At 72.3% G+C, this 14,156-nt stretch carries 12 protein-coding genes and 1 pseudogene; 8 read left to right on the top strand and 5 right to left on the bottom strand.

Features of this window, described 5'->3' with window-relative positions:
* Positions 1 to 73: 73 nt before the first annotated feature.
* On the bottom strand, positions 74 to 1,336 hold the full coding sequence (gene fes, locus ACFWZH_RS09760) for an enterochelin esterase (protein WP_384427532.1): 1,263 nt from the start codon (positions 1,334 to 1,336) through the stop codon (positions 74 to 76).
* Between the two features lie 272 nt (positions 1,337 to 1,608).
* Positions 1,609 to 1,899 (bottom strand): hypothetical protein, encoded by a 291-nt coding sequence (locus tag ACFWZH_RS09765; protein WP_384427534.1) that lies wholly within the window; start codon positions 1,897 to 1,899, stop codon positions 1,609 to 1,611.
* A 774-nt stretch (positions 1,900 to 2,673) separates the two neighbouring features.
* Between ACFWZH_RS09765 and ACFWZH_RS09770 the strand changes: the two are divergent.
* Positions 2,674 to 3,292 (top strand): annotated as a pseudogene (locus tag ACFWZH_RS09770) (TetR/AcrR family transcriptional regulator); the annotation flags it as partial.
* Positions 3,293 to 3,316: 24 nt separating this feature from the next.
* Here ACFWZH_RS09770 and ACFWZH_RS09775 read toward each other — a convergent pair.
* Positions 3,317 to 4,801, bottom strand: coding sequence for an LVIVD repeat-containing protein (locus ACFWZH_RS09775; RefSeq protein WP_384427536.1), 1,485 nt, complete (start codon positions 4,799 to 4,801; stop codon positions 3,317 to 3,319).
* A 156-nt stretch (positions 4,802 to 4,957) separates the two neighbouring features.
* Between ACFWZH_RS09775 and ACFWZH_RS09780 the strand changes: the two genes are divergently transcribed.
* Positions 4,958 to 5,662 (top strand): DUF305 domain-containing protein, encoded by a 705-nt coding sequence (locus tag ACFWZH_RS09780; protein WP_384427538.1) that lies wholly within the window; start codon positions 4,958 to 4,960, stop codon positions 5,660 to 5,662.
* 129 nt (positions 5,663 to 5,791) lie between these two features.
* Here ACFWZH_RS09780 and ACFWZH_RS09785 read toward each other — a convergent pair whose 3' ends face one another.
* Positions 5,792 to 6,739 carry a DUF6214 family protein gene (locus ACFWZH_RS09785; protein ID WP_384427539.1) on the bottom strand — a complete coding sequence of 316 codons (948 nt, stop codon included), beginning with the start codon at positions 6,737 to 6,739 and terminating at the stop codon, positions 5,792 to 5,794.
* Positions 6,740 to 6,876: 137 nt separating this feature from the next.
* Here ACFWZH_RS09785 and ACFWZH_RS09790 point away from each other — a divergent pair, with 137 nt between their 5' ends.
* On the top strand, positions 6,877 to 8,247 hold the full coding sequence (locus ACFWZH_RS09790) for an FAD-dependent oxidoreductase (protein WP_384427541.1): 1,371 nt from the start codon (positions 6,877 to 6,879) through the stop codon (positions 8,245 to 8,247).
* 27 nt (positions 8,248 to 8,274) lie between these two features.
* Here ACFWZH_RS09790 and ACFWZH_RS09795 read toward each other — a convergent pair whose 3' ends face one another.
* Positions 8,275 to 8,646, bottom strand: a complete 372-nt coding sequence (locus ACFWZH_RS09795) for an ArsR/SmtB family transcription factor (RefSeq protein ID WP_384427543.1) — start codon at positions 8,644 to 8,646, stop codon at positions 8,275 to 8,277.
* Positions 8,647 to 8,825: 179 nt separating this feature from the next.
* Between ACFWZH_RS09795 and ACFWZH_RS09800 the strand changes: the two genes are divergently transcribed.
* From ACFWZH_RS09800 to ACFWZH_RS09820, 5 genes are all read left to right on the top strand, one after another.
* Positions 8,826 to 9,929, top strand: a complete 1,104-nt coding sequence (locus ACFWZH_RS09800; RefSeq protein ID WP_384427545.1) for an NADH:flavin oxidoreductase/NADH oxidase — start codon at positions 8,826 to 8,828, stop codon at positions 9,927 to 9,929.
* A 184-nt stretch (positions 9,930 to 10,113) separates the two neighbouring features.
* The gene (locus ACFWZH_RS09805) at positions 10,114 to 11,199 is read left to right on the top strand and encodes a WD40/YVTN/BNR-like repeat-containing protein (protein WP_384427547.1); all 1,086 of its coding nucleotides are present in this window, start codon (positions 10,114 to 10,116) and stop codon (positions 11,197 to 11,199) included.
* Between the two features lie 102 nt (positions 11,200 to 11,301).
* On the top strand, positions 11,302 to 11,979 hold the full coding sequence (locus ACFWZH_RS09810; RefSeq protein WP_384427549.1) for a uracil-DNA glycosylase: 678 nt from the start codon (positions 11,302 to 11,304) through the stop codon (positions 11,977 to 11,979).
* 26 nt (positions 11,980 to 12,005) lie between these two features.
* Complete coding sequence (locus ACFWZH_RS09815) at positions 12,006 to 13,055, top strand: phospholipid scramblase-related protein (protein ID WP_384427551.1); 1,050 nt, start codon at positions 12,006 to 12,008, stop codon at positions 13,053 to 13,055.
* On the top strand, positions 13,048 to 14,082 hold the full coding sequence (locus ACFWZH_RS09820) for an N-acetylglucosamine kinase (RefSeq protein ID WP_384427553.1): 1,035 nt from the start codon (positions 13,048 to 13,050) through the stop codon (positions 14,080 to 14,082). Before ACFWZH_RS09815 ends, ACFWZH_RS09820 begins: the two co-directional genes overlap by 8 nt.
* Positions 14,083 to 14,156 lie beyond the last annotated feature (74 nt).

Raw genomic sequence — 14,156 nt, forward strand, 5'->3', positions numbered from 1 at the left:
GGCCGCGACACGGGATAACCACGGGCGCCGTGGCGGGGGGCGGCCGTACAGCCCCCCCCCGCCACGGGCCCACTCAACTCTTGCCGGACAGCAGCCCGACCAGGCCGTCGGCCAGCTCGGTGCGCCAGCACAGGTAGTCGTGACCGCCGTTGAACTCGCGGTAGACGGCGTCCTCGTAGCCGGCGGCGGCGAGGGTGTCCCGCAGCCGCCGGGCGGCGGGCAGGGCCACCCATTCCTGCTCGCCGAAGGAGAGCCAGAAGCGCACGGGCAGCCGCGGCGAGTCGGCGAGGCGGCCGGTCAGCCACTCCGCTTCCGGGCCGTCGGGCCACCAGAACGAGCCGGACTGGGCGAGGGCGTTGCCGAAGCGGTGCGGGGCCGTGAACGCCGCGTAGGCGGCGGTGAGCCCACCCAGGCTCTGCCCGGCGACCACCGTCCGCGCGGGGTCCTGGGTGATCGGCAGCCGCGCGGCCGCCCAGGGCAGCAGTTCGTCCGCGAGGAAGGCCACGAACTCCGGACGGCAGGTCAGCTCCGCCCAGCGGGCGGACGCGTCCACGGACTCCGGCAGGACGGCGGCGAGCGGTGGGATCCGGCCGTCGGCGATGAGGTTGTCCAGGAGGTGCGCGACACCGAGCCGCGGCTGCCAGTGCTCACCGTCGAGCAGCACGAGGACGGGCAGCTCCGGCGGCTGGGGCGCTTCGAGCGCCGGCCGGTACAACCACACCCGACGCTCCCCGCCCAGGTGCCGGCTCGGCACCTGGAAGTCCCGCACCGTGCCACGGGCCACGCCCTTCCTCGGCGCCCAGTCCAGCGCGTCCGGCGCACCCGGAAGCTCGGCGTACGCGACCGGATCACCGCTCCAACGGCGCGGCAGCGTACGGGAGTTGTACGGATCGGCGCGGATCTGGGTGCGCAGCCACTGCCAGTAGGCGGGGTCGCCCGGGTCGGGACCGCCGCCTTCGTCGACATGGAGGTCGTAGGTGCCGCGCCAGTCGCGGCGCAGCCGGACCGTCCAGTGCCAGACGTCGGTGCCCGGGAGGCGCTCCATGAGATTGCCCTCGGGCACCCGGGGATCGGCCAGCTTGTTCGGCATCACCTGCACCCGGCGGGTGGCGGGCGTGCCGCGCCACAGGTACGTCACGGCCGCGTGCTCTTCGCTGCCCGCGGGGTCGGGCGTGACGAGCGGGGTGCCACGGCGGCGGACGCCGGCCCAGAACTCCTCGACCTCCCCCGGCGAGGCCGGCAGGAAACCGGGCCGCGCGAGGCGCGCAAGCGCGTGGGGACGCGCCAGCCGAGGTGGATGGCGTGGGGTGCCCTGGGGCGGCACGGGTGCTGACATACGGGCGGACTCCGAACCATGAGCGATCGACTTAGGGTTACCTTACCTCTACATCGATCGCGTCCCGGACGCCACTCCGTCCGACAGGGGGCAGCGCCCCCTTTGCAGAGTCGCGGCGTCGTCAACCACCAACTGCCGTACGTTGATGGGCCGGTGCGGCTCCTTTAGACGTCAGCCTCTTGTCGATTTCACGGAAAAACTCGGGGTCGCATTCCGGCCCGCAGGCGGGCTTTGCTTTGATGACCACGCTCCCAAGCGTCGAACGCGGAGGTTCACTCCGGGCATATCCACACGCACTTGTGGTCAACCCACTTACAGCAGGCGTGATGTGCGCTACGCACGATGTCGTCGTCCCGATCGTAGAACTCCGTGACGATCCGACCGTCCTCGATACGTGACACCCCTACTTGCTTATCGAAGTCGATCTTCAGTATGTCGAGCTCAGCCCTCATACAAGACACCCCATACCTACGAGCGGCTTCGGGGTGCCGGGCCAACAATTTGTCGAGTTCTTCGAAAAACTCGGGGTCGCGTTCCGGCCCGCAGGCGGGCTTTGCTTTCATGGCTACGCTCCCATGGTCAAGGGCATGTGAATCCCCCAACGACCATGGTCTCTCGGCCTCGAAGCCGGCGCCACTTGGCCCATACAGAGGCCCAACGCGCGGCGGGAGGGCGCTATGACGGTCGCGTTCCGGGCGGCGGACACGGAACTCGTGGCGCCGATCAGCAACACAGAGGTTTGGTATCGGCAGTTCGGTCACTTCGGCTTCGCCTGCGGGCGTTGAGCGTTGGGACACTGCTGCTTCCGGCGGCACGCTCGACACTGCCGCTATACGCGTGATGAGTTTTTTGACACCGGGGCGCAGTCGTTTACCGCGACGCGGCGTTCGACGCAGTACCGACCCATGTTCGCCAAGGTCCTGTGGCCAAGGCCGTCAGGAAAGCGGCACCGCCGAAGAAGACCGGCATGCACACCTTGCGGCACGCCTCCGCGAGCGTGCTCCTCGTACACCAGGCCGGGCCCAAGGCCATGGCCGCACGTCTCGGCGACACCGTCGAGGTCGCGATGGATGCGCACGCGTATCCGTTTCCGGACGAAGATCAGGGCACCGCGAGGCCGAGAGGACGTTCTCGGAAGTGCGCCGGATGCGCCCCGGATGTGCGCTCAGCCGGCCTGCCTGACGCATAACACCAGGTAGACCGGCTGATGCAGCCCGATTCGGACGATCCCCCGTTTCGCCCGAATCAGGCAGTCTGACCGGAATCCGCCCGAGAACGGACATCCGGAGCCGCGCTGAGTATATTGGCTCCCAGCCAGTCAACGCAGGAGTTACAGGATGTCCCCCCGCAGCGCATCGGTCAATGAAGAATTGCGGCGGCGCTCCCGCGAGCGTCTGCTGCAGGCGGCGGTCGAGTTGGTCGGGGAACGCGGGTACGAGGCGACCACGCTCGGGGACATCGCACAGCGGGCCGGGACGGCACGTGGGCTGGCCTCGTACTACTTCCCCGGTAAGCGCCAGCTGCTGCAGTCCGCCGTGCACCGGCTGATGCATCTGACCCTGCAGGCCGCGCTGGAGCGCGAGCCCCGGCCGAGCGGGCCGGACGCGGGACGGGAGCTGCTGGCACGGGCCATCGACGCGATCCTGGGGCTCGCGCACGATCGCCCGCTGCTGATGCGTACGCACATGGCGGGGATACTGACGGCCGAGGGGTTCATCCAGTGCCCCGAGCAGCAGCGGCTGGCCCAGTTGCTGCGCGAGACGGTCGTGGCGTACGGATCGACGGATCCCGACGCCGACTATCCGCTGCTGCGGGCGCTGCTGATGGGTTCGGTGGTGCCGATGCTGCTGCCGGGGGCACCGATGCCGCGGGCCCGGTTGCGGGCCGAGCTGTTCCAGCGCTACGGGCTGGACCGGGAGTCGGGCTTCCCGCCGGACGACTGAGCCGCCCGGCGGGACGCGGACGCGGTGCCTTGACGCGTCAGCGGTAGTCGGGCTGGGTCTGGACGTTGAGCTCCCTCATGCGGACCGACTTGGCGCTGTCCGTCAGGCGGTCGTCGATCGCGAGGACGTCGAAGCCCTTGGCCATGTCGTTGGAGTAGATGTGGCCGTTGTAGTAGTACGCGGACCACGCGCCGCCGGAGACGAGTGAGTCGGTGGAGATCGGGCCGCGTTCGAAGTAGCCGATCTCCCTGGGGTGGGCGGAGTCGGTGAAGTCCCAGACGGAGACGCCGCCTTGGTACCACGCCTGGACCATGATGTCGCGGCCCTTGGCGGGGATCAGCGAACCGTTGTGGGCCACGCAGTTCTCGGTGTCGGCCTGGTGGCGCGGGATCTTGTAGTAGCTCTTGAAGGCCAGCTTGCGGTGGGTGCCCTTGCCGGTGATGTCGTAGATGCCGTCGGCACCTCGGTCCGGACCGACCCGGTCGTTGCAGGTGGCCGCGCCGCCGCCGCCCAGCTCGTCGGTGAACACCACCTTGCTTCCCCGCTCGTTGAAGGTGGCCGAGTGCCAGAAGGAGAAGTTGACGTTGTCCTGGACCCGGTCGATGACCTTGGGCGCGGCCGGGTCCGCGATGTCGATGAGCACACCGTCGCCCATGCAGGCGCCCGCTGCCAGCTTCAGCTTCGGGAAGGCGGTGATGTCGTGGCAGCCGGTGGTCTGCACCACGCCGGGGTTGGTCGGCCCGCCGGGGTTGCCGCCGTCCGGGAAGAGGACGGGGAAGTCGACGACGGCGGCCTTTTCGGGGGCGGCGCGCGGCACCTTGATGACGGAGATCCCGTCGTGCGGCGGCCGGCAGTCGGGGAAGGTCGCGCTGGGCGCGTACGACGAGACGTAGAGGTAGACGTTCCGGCGCTCGGGGACCAGCGTGTGGGTGTGCGAACCGCAGGAGGTCTCGACGGCGGCGACGTACCTGGGGTGCGCCTTGTCGCTGATGTCGAAGACCTTCATGCCCTCCCAGGAGGACTTCTCCGTCGCGGGCTGCGGCGTGCTGCTGCAGGAGTCGTCGGTGCGCGAGGAGTCCGTGGACAGGAAGAGCAGGTCCCCGGAGACCGAGATGTCGTTCTGCGATCCGGGGCAGAGCACCTGGCTCACGGTCCTGGGCGCCTCGGGGCGGGAGATGTCGTAGACGACGAAGCCGTCGTAGTTGCCGGCGAAGGCGTACTTCCCCTGGAAGGCGAGGTCGGAATTGGTGCCCAGGAGCGCCTGCTTGGGGATGTTGGCCAGATGGCGGACGTTGTCGCTGTGCACGACCTCGTCCTTGCCGGGGATCTCGCCGTTCCTGATCGCGGCCCGGGTGTCCGCCGCCTGGTCGGGGCCGACCTCCTTGGCCGCGGCGGGGTGGTCCCCCGGGTCGGGGGTCGCGGCCGCGGGTTGGGCCATGAAGAGGGCGGCCACGAGCCCGAGGGCCGCGGCCGCCGCGCCGAGGGATCTGCGCCGCACGCGGGGTCTGTGCAACGACGTCACAGGGTCCTCCCTTGGAGTCCGTTCCGATGTGAACGGTTCTTGGCCCCGGCAGTATCGCGCTGCTCATGTACATATCAATAGAAGGCAACGAACATGTAACGCCCTAGTGGGGCCGGTGGCTCTCCCGGCAAGGGCGGGGCGGCCAGGGCCCTTTGGATGGTCCGACGGACAGGAGTGTGTGCGTTGACGCGTCCCAGGAGAGAGCGCCCCAGGAGAGTGCCCGGCCTCGCCGCGGCCGGCTCGGCGCTGGCCGTCTGCCTTGTACTGAGCGGCTGTTCGTCCGAGGGCGGCGCCACCAGGGCGAGCCGGAGCCGTGGCCCCCAGGTGGTGGCACCGGGCAGACCGGGGGAGCCGGCGAAGGTGCTCACCGCCGACGAGGCCAGGAAGGCACGCGGCGACGACGCCCCCAACTCCGCCGACTTCGACTACGTCCAGATGATGATCCCGCACCATCAGCAGGCGCTGGTGATGACGGCCCTGGCCGAGCGGTACGCCGCCGATGCGCGGGTCGAGCGGCTGGCGGCGCGGATCGCGGCCGCCCAGGGGCCAGAGATCGGCGCGATGAAGGGCTGGCTGAGCGGCCATGGCGGGCCGCGCACGGAGGCCGGCCACCACCACGGGGACATGCCCGGAATGGCCGGTGCCGCTCAGCTCGAACGACTGCGGGCGGCGCGCGGAGCGAAGTTCGACGCGCTCTTCCTGACGTTGATGATCGCCCACCACCGGGGCGCGGTCACCATGGCCACCGAGGTGCTCTCCGGGGGCCGGAACACGCTCGTCGAAGAGATGGCCAACGATGTCATCGCGCAGCAGAGCGCCGAGATCGGACGGATGGAGCGGATGCGGGCGGCGCCGCGGTAGGCGCGGCGGGGACGGCCGGCTGCGGCCGGTGGCGGGCGGCGTCGCGACGGACGCGGGGCGGGCCGCGCGGTCGGGACGCGGCGTGTCGGAACGTCCGTGCGGGTGGATGCGCGGGTCAGCGCTTGTTGTTCAGCGCTTGTTGTGACGTGGCGTCAGCAGGCCTTCGTCGCGGGCGCCGGCGATCAGTCGCAGCGATCTTCGGCGGTTGCGGCCGGTGGCCAGCATGACCGCCAGCACCGGATCGCGCCCCTCCCGCTGGGCCTGGCGGTAGGCGTCCGCGGCGAGCCTGCGGCGCTCGGCGGCCCGCGAGCGGGCGAGCAGGGCGGAGCGGGCATGCTCCTCGGGCCCCTCCCCCGGCCCCGGCGCCTCGGCCGCCGGCTGCACCGCGCCCTCCGCGGCCGCCCCCTGCGCCACCTCGGCTCCGGCGCCCGCCGGCTCCGGGGCCGGCCCGTACGCCGACTCGCCCGCCGGCTCCCGCGCCGCCTCCGGCAGCGGCTCCGCCGGCTCCTCCCGCGGCGCCGCCCCGTTCGGCGGCTCCGGCGCCGGGCCGCCGGTCACCGCCCCGTGTGCCACGCCCGTCACCGTCGCGCGCGCCGGACCGGCCGCCGGCTCGTCCGCGGATCCGGCCGTCGTCCCGCCGGCCCGCTCCGGCGAGGTGGCCGCCGGACCGGGCTGCCGGGGCGCGGGCCGGGTCTTCCGCGGCCGTCCGGTAGCCGTCCGGAAGGCGTCGTCGAGGGGGCCCTCGATCCAGCGGGCCAGGTCGGCGAGGCCGTCCGGGGTCAGCGGCGGGTCGGCCCGTACGTCCTCGACGGTGATGTGGTCGTCGGAGACCGTCACAAGGACATCGATCCGCGCGCCGTCGGCGAAGGTCAGCCGGGCGCTGCACCAGGGGCCCAGGGGATCGAGCCGGGGCGGCGGGCACCCGCGGCCGTCGGTTCCGGTCGCCTCGTCCGGGGCGGCGGGTCCGGGAACGGGCGCGGCCGTGCCATGCCCCCGCAGCTCCCACGTGGGCCACTCCTGTGGCGCGCCCTGGGCTTCATATCGGTGATTAACGGTATAAAAGTCACTTTCCGACACATTTGAAAACCTAGCCTCCAGCCCACCCGGGCCAGTGGCGCGGCACGCTCATCCCAACGGGAGCAACCCCGATAGCGCATCTCCCGCCGCGCGCCCGCCGGTGCGATCCTGGGGGTAACCCGCGGAAGGGGCCACTCGTGCTTCGTGTCGCAGTGATCGGTTCCGGGCCCAGCGGTGTCTACACCGCCCAGTCCCTGATCGAGCAGCAGACCGTACCGGACATCGAGGTGTACGTCCTGGACCGGCTGCCCTGCCCGTACGGTCTGGTGCGCTACGGCGTCGCACCGGACCACGAGAAGATCAAATCGCTGCAGAACAATCTGCGTACGGTGTTGGAGCACCCCGGGGTGCACTTCCTGGGCAATGTGGAGGTCGGGGCACCGGGACTGGGCGTCCAGGAGCTGCGGGAGATCTTCGACGCGGTGGTGTTCTGCGTGGGCGCCGCCACCGACCGGCACCTGGGCATCCCCGGTGAGGACCTGCCCGGCAGCCATCCGGCCACCGAGTTCGTCGCCTGGTACAGCGCGCATCCGGACGCGGCCTCGACCCGCTTCGCCCTCGCGGCACGGTCCGCCATCGTGATCGGCGTGGGGAACGTGGCGGTGGACGTGGCCCGCATGCTCTCGCGCCGGGCCGCCGAACTCGCGGCCACCGACATGCCGCAGGGGCCGCTCGGCGCGCTCGCGGACAGCCGCGTCGAGGACGTCTGGATGATCGGCAGACGCGGGCCCTCGCAGGCCAAGTTCACCACCAAGGAGCTGCGGGAGCTGGGCTCGCTTCCGGGCACGCAGGTGCTCGTCCGGCCCGACGAACTGGCGCTGGACCCGGCGTACCGCGACCCCGCGGAGCTACCCGCGGTGGGCCGGCGCAACGTCGAGGTGCTGCGCGGCTGGGCCGAGCGCCCGGCGGACCCGGCCCCCGCGCAGGAGCACGGGCGGCGGATCCATCTGCGGTTCTTCCTGCGCCCCGTGGAGGTGCTCGGGGACGCCACCGGGGTGCGCGCGGTGCGGTTCGAGCGGACCGCGCCCGACGGCCACGGCGGCGTCACGGGGACCGGTGAATTCGAGGAGATCGAGGCCCAGTTGGTGCTGCGCTCGGTCGGCTATCGGGGAACGCCGCAGCCGGGCCTGCCGTTCGACGAGGCGACCGGAACGGTGCCGCACAAGGAGGGCCGGGTGCTGCGCAACGGGACACCGCTGCCCGGCGTGTATGTGGCGGGCTGGATCAAGCGGGGCCCCACGGGGGTGATCGGCACCAACCGGCCGTGCGCGAAGGAGACCGCGCTGTCGCTCCTGGCCGACGCCGCGACGCTGGCGGAGCGCGCCACGGCCGAGGATCCGATGGCCGCACTGACCCGGGCCGGACAGCGGCCGGTCCCGTGGCCGGGCTGGCTGGCCATCGAGGCCGCGGAGGCCGAGTGGGGACGCGGCCTGGGGCGCGGCACCGTCAAACTGCCGGACTGGCAAGGGCTGCTGGAGGCCGCCCACTCGGCGGACGTGACCGGCTGACCGTTCCGGCCGGCGGTCGGCGGGCGGCTACGGCTCGCCGAGGCGGCGGGACTGCAGTTCCGCCGCCCGCAGGACGCCGTCGAGCAGGCCGGGGAAGAGCGCCTCCAGGTCGGCCTCGCGCAGCCGGTTCATCTTGGCGGTGCCGCGGTAGAGCTGCTGGATGACGCCGTGCTCGCGCAGCACCCGGTAGTGGTGGGTGCAGGTCGACTTGCTCACCGGGAGCTCGATGTCCGCGCAGTTCAGCTCGCCGTCGGCGGCGGCCAGGGTGCACACGATGCGCAGCCGCATCGGGTCGGCGAGGGCGTGCAGGACGTCGGTGAGCCTGATGTCCTCGCGGGCCGGGTGCTCCAGCGAACGAGCGCCCGGCGGGGCGCCCGTCGGCGTCGTATCGGTCGGCATGACGGCTCCTGACTGGTCTGCGGGACTCGGATCGGCGCGGCGCCCTCCCCCGTGCGTTCATCGTCCGCCCGCTCATTGTACGAGAAGCATCGTAGTTTGACATCCACCGTAGTACGACGCTTATCGTATGAGTGCGGGCCCGACCGGAGCCCGCTCCTCCCCACGCACAGGAGCCTGCCGTGAGCGCACTGTTCGAACCCCTCACCCTTCGCTCGCTGACCATCCCGAACCGCCTCTGGATGGCGCCCATGTGCCAGTACTCCGCGGATCCCGAGGGCCCGGCGCAGGGCGTGCCCGGCGACTGGCACTTCCAGCACCTGGCGGCACGGGCCGCGGGCGGGACGGGCCTGATCCTCACGGAGGCGACCGCGGTGAGCCCCGAGGGGCGGATCAGCCCGTACGACCTCGGGCTGTGGAACGACGCCCAGACCGAGGCCTTCCGCCGCATCACCGCCTTCCTCAAGGCGCAGGGGACCGTCCCGGGAATCCAGATCGCCCACGCCGGCCGCAAGGCCTCCACCGAGCGCACCTGGGTGGACCGCGGCGGCCCGCTCCTTCCCGGCCGGCGACACGGCTGGGAGCCGGTCGGGCCGAGCCCGCTGCCGTTCGGCGAGGGGTTCGCCACTCCTTCCGCGCTGTCCGTGGAGCAGATCCGCGAGCTCGTCGCGCGGTTCGGGGCGACGGCCCGGCGGGCGCTGGACGCCGGCTTCGAGGTGGCCGAGATCCACGGCGCCCACGGCTACTTGATCAACCAGTTCCTCTCGCCGTTCACCAACCGGCGCACCGACGAGTACGGCGGCTCCTACGAGAACCGGACGCGGTTCGCGCTGGAGGTCGTGGACGCGGTGCGCGAGGTCTGGTCCGACGAGCTGCCGGTCTTCTTCCGGATCTCGGCGACCGACTGGCTCACCGAGGACGAGAGCGACGACCGCGAGGGGTGGACCGCCGACGACACCGTGCGCTTCGCCCGCGACCTCAAGGAGCACGGCGTCGACCTGCTGGACACCTCCACGGGCGGCAACACACCGGACGCGAAGATCACCACGGGGCCGGGCTACCAGGTGCCGTTCGCCGAGCGGGTCAAGAAGGAGGCCGGTCTGGCCGTGGGCGCCGTGGGGCTGATCACCGAGGCGCGGCAGGCCGAGAAGATCGTCGCGGACGGCCAGGCCGACGCCGTACTACTGGGCCGCGAACTGCTGCGCACCCCCAGCTTCGCGCAGCACGCGGCGCGGGAGCTGGGCGCGGAGATACGGGTTCCGCAGCAGTACCACCGCGCCGTCTGACGGGGCGCGGGGACGGTGCGGGCGGGGGGGCGCCGCGGCGCGGCCGATGCCGCACCGCACCGTGTGAGCGGATACCGCACCGCTCCGTGTGACCTGCGCGAACAGCCGCCGGGACGCCGTTGTCAGTGGCCGGGTGCAGACTTGCCACTGTCTGAGACAACGGCGTCCCGGAGGTGTTCCGGCAATGACCGACGTACTACTCGCGGTGGGCACCCGCAAAGGGCTCTTCACCGGCCGGCGGCGGCACGGCGACTGGGAATTCAGCGGCCCCCTCTTCCCCTCACAGGCGGTGTACTCCCTCGGGATCGACAGCCGCCGTGCGACGCCCCGGCTGCTGGCCGGCGCCGACAGCGCCCATTGGGGCCCGTCCGTCTTCCACTCCGACGACCTGGGCGACACCTGGCAGGAGCCCTCCCGCCCGGCGATCAAGTACCCCCGGCACACCGGCACTTCACTGGAGCGGGTGTGGCAGCTGCATCCGGCGGGCCCGGCCGCCCCCGACGTGGTGTACGCGGGCACCGAGCCCGGCGGCCTGTTCCGCTCCGAGGACGGCGGCGAGACCTTCGAGCTCGTCCGGGCGCTGTGGGACCACCCCAGCCGCGGGAGATGGGTGCCCGGCGGCGGTGGCCTGGCGGTCCACACGGTGGTCACCGACCCGCGGGACGCCGACGCGGTGACGGTCGCGGTCTCCGCGGCCGGCGTCTTCCGCACCCTCGACGGCGGCGCCAGCTGGGCGCCGTCGAACAAGGGCGTCCAGGCGGTCTTCCTGCCGGACCACCACCCCGAGTTCGGCCAGTGCGTGCACAAGATCGCGCAGGACCCGGTGAACCGCGACCGCCTGTATCTGCAGAACCACTGGGGCGTCTACCGCAGCGATGACGCCGGCGCCCGGTGGACGGACATCGGCGGCGGGCTGCCCTCGGACTTCGGCTTCGCCGTGGCCGCGCATCCGCACCGAGGCGATGTCGCCTACCTCTTCCCGATCACCGCGGACATCGACCGGGTGCCGGCCCAGCACCGCTGCCGGGTCTTCCGCACGACCGACGCCGGCCGGAGCTGGGAGCCCCTCAGCGAGGGCCTGCCGGCCCAGGAGCATTACGGCACGGTGCTCAGGGACGCGCTGTCGGTCGACGACAACGACCCCGCGGGAGTGTATTTCGGCAATCGCAACGGCGAGGTGTACGCCAGCGCGGACGACGGCGACAGCTGGCAGCAGCTCGCCGCCCATCTGCCGGATGTGCTGTGCGTGCGGGCGGCAGTCGTCGCATGAACGGAGAACGCGGCCGGGCGGCAGAGGAGTTCCGCGGCCCGCCCTGCGCAAGCACAGGCCATCGATTAAGGGGGAGCGGCCCTCGGCCAGTAGGGTGATCCCGTGGCTGCGCGACCTCTCCAAGACATCGTCGAACCAGGCTGGGCCAAGGCACTTGAGCCCGTAGCCGACCGGATCGCCTCGATGGGCGACTTCCTGCGGGCGGAGATCGCCGCGGGACGGACCTATCTGCCGGCCGGCAACAACGTGCTACGCGCCTTCCAACAGCCCTTCGACGAGGTGCGGGTGCTGATCGTCGGACAGGACCCCTACCCCACACCGGGGCATGCGGTCGGGCTCAGCTTCTCGGTGGCACCCGACGTCCGCCCGCTGCCCGGAAGCCTGGAGAACATCTTCCGCGAGCTGCACTCCGACCTCGGCCTGCCCCGGCCGTCGAACGGCGATCTGACCCCCTGGACCCGCCAGGGCGTACTGCTGCTGAACAGAGCGCTGACCACCGCGCCCCGCAAGCCCGCCGCACACCGCGGCAAGGGCTGGGAGGAGGTCACCGAGCAGGCCATCCGGGCGCTGGTCGCCCGCGGCCGTCCGCTGGTGTCGGTGCTGTGGGGGCGCGATGCGCGCAATCTGCGGCCGCTCCTGGGCGATCTGCCGGCCGTCGAGTCCGCGCACCCCTCCCCCATGTCGGCCGACCGGGGCTTCTTCGGCTCGCGGCCGTTCAGCCGGGTGAACGACCTGCTGGCCCGACAGGGCGCACAGCCCGTCGACTGGAGGCTGCCCTGACAGTGGGCGACGATAGTGTGCCCCGCATGACGAATGCGAACATCCCTGCGGGTTGGTACGCCGACCCGCAGGGCACCCCCCACCAACTTCGCTGGTGGGACGGGTCCCAGTGGACGGAGCACACACACCCGGGGCAGCAGGCCGCCGCCCCGGCCCAGGCCCAGGCCGCTCAGCCCGGCCCCCAGCAGCCCGCGCAGCAGCAGCCGGCCGGGCAGCAGGCGCCCGCGCAGTTCGCGCCGCAGCAGCAGCCGGCGGCGCAGGCCGCCCCGTATCCGGGTCAGCAGCAGGGCGGCGCGCCGTACGGCCAGCAGGGCCACGGCCACCCCCAGCAGATGCCGGGCCAGCAGGCGCCCGGCATGCCGGCGCAGCAGCCCTACGGTCAGCAGCCGATGCCGGGAGCGCAGGGCGCGCACCCGGGCGCCGTGCAGCAGCAGGTACAGCAGCAGGCCGGGGTGGCGCCCAGCGGTCCGGGCGGCGGCACGCTGTTCACCGAGCCGGTGCTGGTGGTCAACCAGAAGGCCAAGCTGATCGAGGTCACCAACGAGTACAGCGTCTTCGACCAGCACGGCAACACCATCGGCACGGTCGTCCAGGTCGGCCAGAGCACGGCCAAGAAGGTCCTGCGGGTCGTCTCCAGCCTCGATCAGTACATGACCCACAAGCTGGAGATCCGGGACGGCTACGGCCAGCCGCAGCTGGTGCTGACCCGGCCCGCGAAGTTCATCAAGTCCAAGGTGATCGTCGAGCGTCCGGACGGCTCGCCGGTGGGCGAGATCGTGCAGCAGAACGCCATCGGGAAGATCAACTTCGCGATGATGGTCAACGGCCAGCAGATCGGCGCCATCAAGGCCGAGAACTGGCGCGCCTGGAACTTCGCGATCGTGGACCACGCCGAGACCGAGGTCGCCCGGATCACCAAGACCTGGGAGGGCCTGGCCAAGACGATGTTCACGACCGCGGACAACTACGTCCTGCAGATCCACCATCAGCTGCCCGACCCGCTGCTGAGCCTGGTCGTCGCCACGGCCCTGACCGTCGACACCGCCCTCAAGCAGGACGCCCGCGGCTTTGGCTGAGCCCCGGGGCCGCGGCCCGGACGCGATCGGGACCCGGCGGGGCCATGTCCTCGGCGTGGACTCGGGCGGCTCGGGGCTGCGGATCGCCGTGGCCCGCGCCGACGACGCCGAGGCGCGGCCGCTGGCCTCGTACACCTCGGACGAGCCGGTGCACACCGGCCCCGCCGGTATCGACGCCGCACATCTGCTGTCCCAACTCCTTCCCGCCGCCGAGAAGTTGGCGCACGAAGTGGGCGCGGACGGGTTCACGGCGGCGTGTGTGGGCGCGGCCGGTATGGCGTCGCTGGGCGACGAGCTGCGCGCCCGGCTGCCGGCCGCGCTGGCCACCGCGTTCGGGGTGCGCTCGCTCGCGCTCGCGGCGGACGCGGTGACCGCGTACGCGGGGGCGCTGGGCCAGCGGCCGGGCGCCGTGGTCGCCGCGGGGACCGGCGTGATCGCCGTGGGCACCGACCTGACCGCGGCGGGCGGGTGGCGGCGCGCGGACGGCTGGGGCCATCTGCTGGGCGACTGCGGCAGCGGCGCCTGGATCGGCCGGGCCGGTCTGGAGGCCGCGCTGCGCGCCCACGACGGGCGGCCCGGCGGTTCGGCCGCCCTGCTGGCGCGCGCCGAAGCGGTGTTCGGGCCGGTCGACGGGCTGCCCGGCGCGCTCTACCCGCGCCCGGACCGGCCGGCCGTACTGGCCTCGTTCGCCCCCGAGGTGGCCCGCTGCGCCCGGGAGGACGAGGCGGTGGCGCTCGGCATCCTGCGGGCCGCCGCCGGCCACCTCGCCGACGCCGCGGCCGCGGTCTGCCCGCCGGGCGCCGGCCGCGTGGTGGCCTGCACCGGTGGGCTGTTCGGGATCGGCGCGCCACTGCTGACTCCGCTGCGCTCGGCGCTCGCCGAACGGCTCCCGGGCGCCCGCCTCGCGGACGCTTCCGGGAGCCCGCTCGACGGGGCGCTGGCGGTCGCCGCCGCGCTGGCCGGCGACCGCCTGCTGTTGCCCACGGATGTGAAGTTGTTGCAGATCACACGGCCTGCGCCGGGGTAGCACCACCATGACGCGCGGGATAAAACGGGACGGATACCTCGGCACCGAACCCTCCCTCCGCGCGGGGGCGGTCC

This window comes from Streptomyces sp. NPDC059008, assembly GCF_042749045.1.
Lineage (GTDB): Bacteria > Actinomycetota > Actinomycetes > Streptomycetales > Streptomycetaceae > Streptomyces.